Annotated in this window: 5 protein-coding genes; 2 read left to right on the top strand and 3 right to left on the bottom strand. The window is 48.8% G+C overall.

Going from position 1 to position 8,306, the window contains the following annotated elements:
- A partial coding sequence (locus tag Q0628_RS08470; RefSeq protein WP_298770063.1) for an STAS domain-containing protein occupies nucleotides 1-295 on the bottom strand: 295 nt, incomplete at its 3' end.
- 81 nt (nucleotides 296-376) lie between these two features.
- Here Q0628_RS08470 and Q0628_RS08465 point away from each other — a divergent pair.
- Entirely contained in the window at nucleotides 377-2,710 is a 2,334-nt protein-coding gene (locus Q0628_RS08465) for an ATP-dependent helicase (RefSeq protein ID WP_298770061.1), read from the top strand.
- Nucleotides 2,711-2,713: 3 nt separating this feature from the next.
- Here the strand turns inward: Q0628_RS08465 and Q0628_RS08460 are convergent, their stop codons facing one another.
- A complete protein-coding gene (locus Q0628_RS08460) occupies nucleotides 2,714-2,857 on the bottom strand; it encodes a hypothetical protein (protein WP_298770059.1) in 144 nt (47 codons plus the stop codon).
- A 294-nt stretch (nucleotides 2,858-3,151) separates the two neighbouring features.
- Nucleotides 3,152-5,947: an MBG domain-containing protein gene (locus tag Q0628_RS08455; protein ID WP_298770057.1), complete on the bottom strand. Its 2,796-nt coding sequence runs from the start codon at nucleotides 5,945-5,947 to the stop codon at nucleotides 3,152-3,154.
- A gap of 1,241 nt (nucleotides 5,948-7,188) precedes the next feature.
- On the opposite strand from Q0628_RS08455, the gene Q0628_RS08450 reads away from it, so the two are divergent.
- The coding region (locus tag Q0628_RS08450; protein ID WP_298770056.1) for an ATP-binding protein at nucleotides 7,189-8,306 on the top strand (1,118 nt) is incomplete at its 3' end.

The following is an 8,306-nucleotide window of genomic DNA, read 5'->3' as shown; positions in this document are numbered from 1 at the left end:
CGAGGAAATTGCTATAGCCCGTCTTGACTTTTTCGGGGATTTTCTCTTTCTTGAGTGCCCTGAGTTGCGCCTTGATTTCTTCGCTAAAGTGAGCGAGTGTGAGCTTGTTGCCAGTCTTTTCGCTTAAGTCGGCAAGGAGCGCAAAGAAGGCGTCGCCACTGTAGTCCATTCGCGAGAGAACAGAACCATCGAGGCAGAGAGGCTCTTTGTAGAGCGTATGCCGACATTCCCGCAAAAGCTCTTTGCTGTTTGCGGCGGTAAGGGCAGCGGGTAGAGTAATGGTCCTTCCTTCCATTGTGCACAAATTTAGCAAAAGAAGAAAAATTTACATAATAGTTTTTATAATTTTGGGATAAACGGCGATAAATGGGTAACAATGGGTGATTTTGAATTGACAAATGGACCGACTTCGGCGATAACGGATGGTCTCGATGCCGAACAGCAACTTGCTGTAGAGACGACCGAAGGCTATATCCGCGTGATTGCGGGGGCGGGGTCTGGCAAGACCCGGACGCTCACACACCGTTACCTGTACCTGGCTAAGGAATTGGGTATTTCGCCGTCGAACATCTTGTGTGCGACTTTTTCGAATAAGGCTGCCTTCGAGATGAAAAAACGAATCCGCACCATGCTGAAAGGTGACGATTCTGGCTACATTTCGACATTCCATAGTTTTTGCGTGCGGCTTCTGCGCGAAGACATTCATGTGCTCCAGTTTCCCAAGGAATTCCTGGTACTTGACGAAGAAGACCAGAAGTCGCTCGTGAAAAAGGCCTATACCGAACTCGGCTATTCGCTTAAGGATTTGCGCATCAGCAGCGCTATCGACTTTATCGGCGGCCGCAAGGGCAACGACATCTCGTATGTGCAGTGGTTTGCGGGGCATGATTCGGCCTCGGCCAACGACGACTTGCTCAAGACGGTGGAGAACGCCCCTGACAAGTGGCAGAAGGTCTATTACCGCTATCTTTATGAACAGAAAAAGAACTTTGCGCTTGACTTTGATGACTTGATATTGGTGACCCTGTACATATTGCAACGTTTTCCCGAAAAGCTCAAGAAGTGGAGCGAACGCATGATGTACGTGATGGTCGACGAGTTTCAGGACATAGACCTGCAGCAGTACCAGCTCGCCGAACTCCTTTCGAGCTACCATCATAATTTGTTCGTGGTCGGCGACCCGGACCAGACGATTTACGGCTGGCGCGGTGCCGATGTGAACCGCATCTTGGAATTCGACAAGGTGCACAAGGACGCAAAGACGATCCTTCTGCAGAACAATTACCGCAGCACGCCGAGCATCTTGAAACTCCCCGATGCGGTTATCAAGAACAACGAGTTCCGTATCGAGAAAGTGCTGCGTCCCATGCGTAGCGGCGGAAAGACTCCCGTGTTCTGCCACGCGAAAAATACCCGCGACGAAGCTTCGTGGATTGTTGAAAACATCCAGGAGGCGATTGCGAACGGGGTCGCGAAAAAGGATATTGCGGTGCTTTACCGCATGCACGCTCAGTCGCGCTCTGTCGAAGAGGCGCTGATGACCGCCGATATTCCCTACAAGGTCTATTGCGGCGTGGGCTTTTACCAGCGGGCCGAAATCAAGGATGCCATTTGCTACTTGCGTATGCTGGTGTACGGCGACGATATGGCTTTCTTGCGTACGGTGAATACGCCTAAGCGACAGTTCGGCCCGAAAAAGGTGACGGCGCTTGCTGCTTTGGCCGATGAACAGGGAATGTCTCTGTACGAAACCTTGCTGCAGATATGTTCTGTGGCGGGAACTTTGCCACTTGCCCAGGCGAAGGATGCTGCGGTTGCGGAGGCGGTGGTTGCGAAACCCTTTGCGCTGAGTGCGGAGCAGTGCAAGGCCTTTCTCGCGAAAAGCAAGGTGGTGGAGTTCGTCGCGCTCATTGAAAAGTTCCGCTTCAAGTACCGCGAAATGTCTATTACCGAAGTGTTTACGCGGCTCATGCGCGAATCCCGCTACGAGGAAATGCTGCGTCTCGATGGCGACGAGAACCGCCTCGACAACCTTGCGGAACTCAAGCAGGGCTTGCTCGAATTTGAAAATGTTCTCGAAGAAGATGCGACACTCGACGAGTTCTTGCAGAACATTGTTCTGTTTACGAATGCCGACGAGAACGACGGCGACCGTGACCGTGTGCAGCTGATGACCATCCACAATTCCAAGGGGCTGGAATTTCCCTACGTGTTCGTGTGTGGAATGAACGAGGGCTTTTTCCCGGTCAAGCGCATCGAGAATAAGATGCAGCTCGAAGAGGAACGCCGCCTTGCGTATGTGGCGCTCACCCGCGCCGAAAATGTGCTGTTCCTGAGCGATGCCGAAGACGGCGTCGGCGAAGAATCGAGTCGCTACCCGTCGCGGTTCCTGCTCGAAATGGATATGACCGATCTCCATGTGGTTCGTGGCGTTTCAGAAAAACTGCTGCAGGAGGCTCGCGCCTACATCGCTGAATCTGACCGCAACCGAGAACTTTTCAGCGACGAAACTTTGGGCCTCGTGAAAAAGGCTCCTGCCGCGGAATTTGCCGTGGGCGACCGCGTTTTCCACCGCATCATGGGCTTTGGAACCGTCGCCAAGGTCGACGAACAGGCCCTTTGCTACCAGATTAAATTCGACAAGATCGAAACGCCGCGGGCAATCCAGTTCGACTTTCCGCTCAAGCGGGTGATGGAAGAATTGTCCTGACTTTTACATTTTGTCCGGCTTGTCAACATCGGCCATTCCGACTTCATAGACGGATGGAGTCGATTCGCAAGTGCTGCATTGCAATAGAGTCGACTGTGGCGTTAGCGTAATGACCTTGATGCAAGGCTTTTCGTAGACCTTTTTCATTCAGGCTATCCTAACTAAAAGCGTACTGTTGCTAATTGAATTCAACTTCAATAGTGTCATCGTTGCAAGTGCTGCATTGCAGCAGGGTGGACTGCTGCCTAAATTCGACGATTTTTACGGTTGGGGCGATATATTCTTTTTTCTGTTCGGATCGGTTTGCTTGAGTCTTTTCCATAAGTCAATAGTTTATAGTTGATGATTGCTACGTGTCATGCCCGCTATACGATACTAGGCAACTTGTTGCCATAGTAGAGTTATCCTCTTTGTGGAGAAGGTGGGCATCCCCTTTTCCGCTCACTTCTTGAAATAAGCCCCTTTAGCTTTCGGCTTTCCGACATGGCGTCCCTTCAGGTCGAAGGTTCGGCTTGGACGTATGCTGCTGAATTCTCCCGTACGGGTATCCATTCTCCCGATGAAGGTTGTATGTTCTTCGCCGTTCTGGTCCTTTTCGAAGAATTCGACCTCAATCGTTTCAGGAGTGTTGTCTTCGTTGAAAAGACTTGCGACACTTGCCGCACGCTGTTCGCCCGATGCTAGCGGACGGTTCTGTACGGGCTTTAGCTGCACGCTGGCGTCCTTTTTTCTCAGGTAGGCGCGCAATGGGTAAGCATATCCCCCTGCAGCAATCTTTCCGAACTGCCCCTTGGCTATGTTATGTTCGTTGCGGCCTGCGAAGGCGTAGGCGAGCCCGAGCTCTTTGTCTTTATCACCACCCCAAGTTTTGTACTGATAAACGCCCACAAAGTACCATAATTTATCCTGGCTTTTGACGGTGTCAATTTCATTTTCGTCCATATATACAGTGACATGCTTTCCTTGCAAATCGAATGTCAATTCTTCTTCGTAGACGATGATTGCATAGGGGTGAAGCGGTTGAATATGTCCATCTGGTATTTTCTCCATTCTTGCTTTCCATGTATTCCCTACCTGCTCAACAGAATACAAATCATAAAAATCTGCGTTAGTTCTTGTTTCAGTTGGTAGTTTGAAAGGGAGGACGATTGTTGCAGGAGTGTTTATACCAAACGTCCTTTTAACTTTGATTGCATTGACTTCGATTCCACCTTCGAACTCGGGGAGGTTAATTTCATCATCTCGGTCATACGAACAATCGAGAACAGCCGTTCTACCGTCTTGGTCTTCTTCAATCGTGACTGCTGCGAATTTTCTTCTCTTGGGTTCGACAGTCAGCGTTCCGTTCACGAAAGTGATGTTGTAGTTGTCTGCAGTCAAGCCGTTTGGCGTAATGGTGTATTCACCTGTATCATTCAAAATTTCGTAGTTGTATCCATAAGTCAGTGTTCCGCCCAAAACAGACGCATCATCTGAGCCGACAAACCCGCTGTATTCAACGCCGTCATTCGCAGGCTCATCACCGTAGACAATGGTTTTGTCCTTGGCGGTGATTGTCAAGGGAGCCTTGGTTATTTCAAAAGTCTTCGAAACGGAGCCGGGGTAGTCGCCCATGCCGGTGATGGTCATGTTGGCGGTTCCGGCTGACACATTGTTCGCACATTCGACCGTATAATCGGTACTAAGGATGAGCGTTGTTTCTCCGTCTTTCACGGAAATTTCGGGACAAATCTCAGAACCAGAGTAAGTCTGGTCAGGGATGGTGTCGATGGTGATATCAGAATGAGTGAGAAGTTTAATAATTCTAAATGTCTTCTCCACATAGCCCAGCGATGCATAGGTGCCTTTGAAGGTGGCTCTTACCGTCGCCGTGCCAGCATTCGTATTATTTGTGTAGGAATATACATAGTCCGTGCCTTTGGTAAGACTGTGTGAGCCGATTGTCACCTGCGGTTCGGGCGTAATCTCGCTACCTGTGTAGGTCTGGTCGGGAATATCAGCAATCACTAGTTTCTGTACAATAAGTCTGCGGTCACCGTCTTCGATGATGGTGAAGTATGTGCTTGCAGTTGCCGTTACATCTTCCTCATCGTGCATATAAACGATACTTTCGCTGATGCTAGATGCGTCAACCATGTCGATGTCATCGTAAATGGTGATAGTACCGACAACCGCATGGCCATTCGAATAGGCTCCGCCTTTTCCGATACCGCTGCCCGGAGTGAATTGGTTTGATCCGCCGATTGCCTTTACTGTACCACCTTTAATCGTGATGTTCCCAATCGTCGCCGTATTGTCTGTTCCGTTACCATAGCTCACGCCTGTACCAATACCAGCACCAAAGTTATCACCAGTTGCCGTGATGTTTCCGCCCTCGATGACAATATCGCCACCCATGGCATCAACATCCCACGCACGGCTCAGACCGATGCCCGCCGATTGACTACCTCCGTTTGCCGTCAGCGAGCCATTGCCCTTGATGGTGAGCGTAGTGCCTGAACCGCCTACCTGAATACCGGCCTTTGGGCTTGCACCCGTCACGCTGTTCGTACCGACGAGGGTAATATCTGCTGTTCCCTCGCAGACGATGCCACCGGTGATGGTCACATCGCTGAGCGTGATTTTTGCATTGTCGGCAATCGTCACTGTGCCACTGGTCGAACCTGTCAGCACGTCGCCGTCCTGTGCGGTATAGTTATCGCTGCCCGAAAGCATCTTGTTCGGCTCTACCGCTTTCTTCACCGTAGCGGTAATCGTGATGTCGGCATCGCCCATCGTAACGGTATAGTTGCCGTCGCCGTCGGTGGTCAGCACATCGTCACCGTTCTTTACATCGCCGTCAACAACATAGTCCTCCGAACTGAGCTTGAACTTGATCTCTGTTCCGACGGGGTATTTGCCACCGACAAGGGCTTTGGTCGTGCTCACGATGACCATATTCTCAGGCAGAATAATCGAATAAATTGCTTCCTGTGTCCACCGGGCGTGGAGCGTCATGTTGGAAGTAACAGTATTGTCGAAGTTCCATTGAGCCGTATATGCGTCATCGGTAAACCAGTCAACGAAAAACCAATCATCAGCCGTGGGTTCTGTCGGCTCAGCCACTTTGTAGCCACTCAGAAGACTGACGGCTTCAATGGCATCACCGTGTCCGTTCATATCGAAATTAACCGTATAGAGCGCTGTGCCTACGGCAACCTCGGTTCTGTCCTCATTCCAGCCCATTACGACTGTCATATAGTCGAATGGGCTTGTCTGTATTTGACCGTCGTTGTCAAGAGAGAAGTAAGTATCAGGTGATACACTGTTGTATGTGTTATAGCCACTTGTGACCGTAACAGGTGAATTATCTGTTGGTGTAAGAACGGTGATCCCAATATTTGCGCCATCAGTTAGTGCGCCAGTAATGTTAATCTTACGTATCCCCCCAGAAGATCTAAGATCAGCATTCATTACTGTATTTCCTGTGATGACTGGGTTGCCGGATATAGAAAAATTTTCACCAACACGTACTCCTATATTGTTTCCGCTTATTTCTCCGCCCGTGAGTGTGACATTACCCAATGCCAGCACTCCGGTCTGTCCTCCGGTGATTTTTCCACCGGTCATAGTAAAATTACTGTTTTCCACTACAGATACTGTATAGTCGTAATCTTGGACTCTGCCAATGAGCGTACCGCCCTGCAAATTGAATGTGGCACCTTCCAGAACTTTGACGCAAGAGGTGGAATAACCATAACCATCACCTGCATCATAACCGCCCTGAATTTTGCCGCCTGTGCTGGCATCGGTAATCGTCAGCGTACCCTCCACTATGATGACCGAACCATTCGTCATTTCACTGGTCAACCCACGGTCAATGGTATATCCGGCGAGGTCAATCGTAGCTGTCACACCTGCAGGGACGTAGATGTAGCTTGCTGTGTTCACATCATCCGTCAGCGTATAGGTCTGACTTGAGAGGGTATAGTGTCCATCGGTAAGTGCACCGAAAACACTAGTTCCGTCTGTCGCCGCAAATGCAGTGACAACCGAGAATAGGAAGAAAATGTGTAAAAAGCTCTTCTTTTGATTCATTTCAGTTAGCGTGTAGTATGTGATTTGAAAATGTCACGCCAAGGCCAACCAAAGTCAAGGCTGGCATACTGTCGCGGTCAAAGCACTGTGGATGGTTGGGTATGTTTAAAAACATATGAAAATATTACAAAAATGAAGAGAGTGTGTCAAATTTATAAAGTTAGGGATGGTGACTTTGGCGTTGAATTTAGCAATTTGACGAGTGTCGAAAACGGGATGTAGATCATTACGGGGATGTAATCCGGTCAAATTCATCAAGTTCGTCAACGAAATAACCAAGAAATTCGATGTTTTTGACAATATTTCGTGTTTTGGCACTTGTAAATGCAAAATATCTAGTTTTTACGCATTTGTAAATGCAAAATATTGACTTTTTGTCAAGAATGAAGTATATTTAAACCATGAACGGCAAAATTTCAAGAATTATCGCAGAGGATGTTTCCCGCAAGTTTTTTAAGGGTAAGGTTATCGTTGTTTACGGTCCGAGGCAGAGCGGCAAGACGACCCTTATCAAGGAACTGCTACGAGAAATGGCTGTTTCGCCCGTATTTTTGAATGGCGACGATGATTTGGATGTCCATTATTTTGATACGGTGACGGCCAGTCGCTGGACTCAGTTGATGGGCGAAAAGAAGGTTGTTTTTATCGATGAAGGTCAAAAGATTCAGAACCTGGGGCGTGCGGTAAAGCTGCTTGTAGATTCCCGCGACGATGTTCAAGTGGTGATTACCGGGTCAAGTTCGTTCACCTTGGCAAATTCCGTGGAAGAACCCTTGACTGGGCGCAAATTTGAATACAGGTTGTTTCCGTTGAGTTATGCGGAACTTGCTAAGCACTTTGGATTTTTGGAAGAATCGAAAAAATTGGAGCTGCGCCTTATTTACGGGAGCTATCCCGAAGTCGTGACAAACGAGGATGGTGTCAAAGAAACGCTCAAGATGCTTGCGGACAGCTACCTGTATCGTGATTTGATGCAGTACGAAGGAATTCGAAAACCAGCGGTGCTTGAAAAATTGCTGCGAGCGGTGGCCCTGCAGGTGGGCAGCGAAGTCTCTTATAACGAATTAGCCGGACTCATCGGTGTATCGCGAACACTTGTGGAATCATATCTGAAAATATTGGAGCAGGCGTTTATCATTTTCCCGCTTGCGTCGTATTCGAACAACTTGCGCAACGAAATCAAGAAAGGTGTCAAGTATTACTTCTGGGATAACGGGATCCGCAATGCCGTACTGAACGATTTTACGCCTGTGCCGCAAAGGAACGATATCGGCGCACTTTGGGAAAACTACGCCATCAGTGAACGCATGAAAAGGAACGCCTACAGCCGTGCAGACGGACTCCCTTATTTTTGGCGGACAACCGACCAAATGGAAGTCGATTACCTCGAAGTCTGCGGCTCAAAAATCAAGGCGTTTGAATTCAAATGGAACCCCAAAAAGAAAAGCCGCGTCGGGATCGACTTTTTTGTAAAAAGAAATAAATTTTTCGGGAAAATGGGGGGGAGTGCTTCAAAAAT

Source organism: uncultured Fibrobacter sp. (genome assembly GCF_937877005.1).
GTDB lineage: Bacteria > Fibrobacterota > Fibrobacteria > Fibrobacterales > Fibrobacteraceae > Fibrobacter.
This window is presented reverse-complemented; position numbering and strand designations above follow the sequence as displayed.